Origin of the sequence: Streptosporangium sp. DT93 (genome assembly GCF_049844535.1) — a bacterium.
In the GTDB taxonomy this organism is placed as follows: Bacteria; Actinomycetota; Actinomycetes; order Streptosporangiales; family Streptosporangiaceae; genus Streptosporangium.
In genome coordinates this window covers 1-347 of record NZ_JBNCLF010000089.1, presented here as the reverse complement: position 1 = coordinate 347, position 347 = coordinate 1, and the positions used below count along the sequence as shown (strand labels likewise).

Here is a 347-nt window from a genome sequence, read left to right as displayed (position 1 = left end):
GGCACCGGCACACCGCCCGTGATCACCTGCCCGGTCACCACCCTCGCCCCCCAGGACCTGACCACCTGCACCAGCACGTATCTCGTCACCCAGGCCGACGTCGACACCGGAACCATCGTCAACACCGCCACCGCCACCGCCACCCCACCCACCGGACCCGCCATCACCTCCCCGTCGTCGACCTCCACGGTCACCATCCCACCCGCTCCCACCCTGGCCCTACTCAAGACCGCGACACCGGTCGCCGTCACCACCACCGGCCAGACCGTCACCTACGCCCACCTGGTCACCAACACCGGCAACACCACCCTGACCGGGGTGGTCGTGACCACCACCGCCTTCACCGG

Annotated in this window: 1 protein-coding gene; it reads left to right on the top strand. The window is 70.0% G+C overall.

The annotated features are described in order from the left end of the window. The coding region (locus ACLQ2R_RS39610; protein WP_425966555.1) for a DUF7507 domain-containing protein at positions 1 to 347 on the top strand (347 nt) is incomplete at both ends.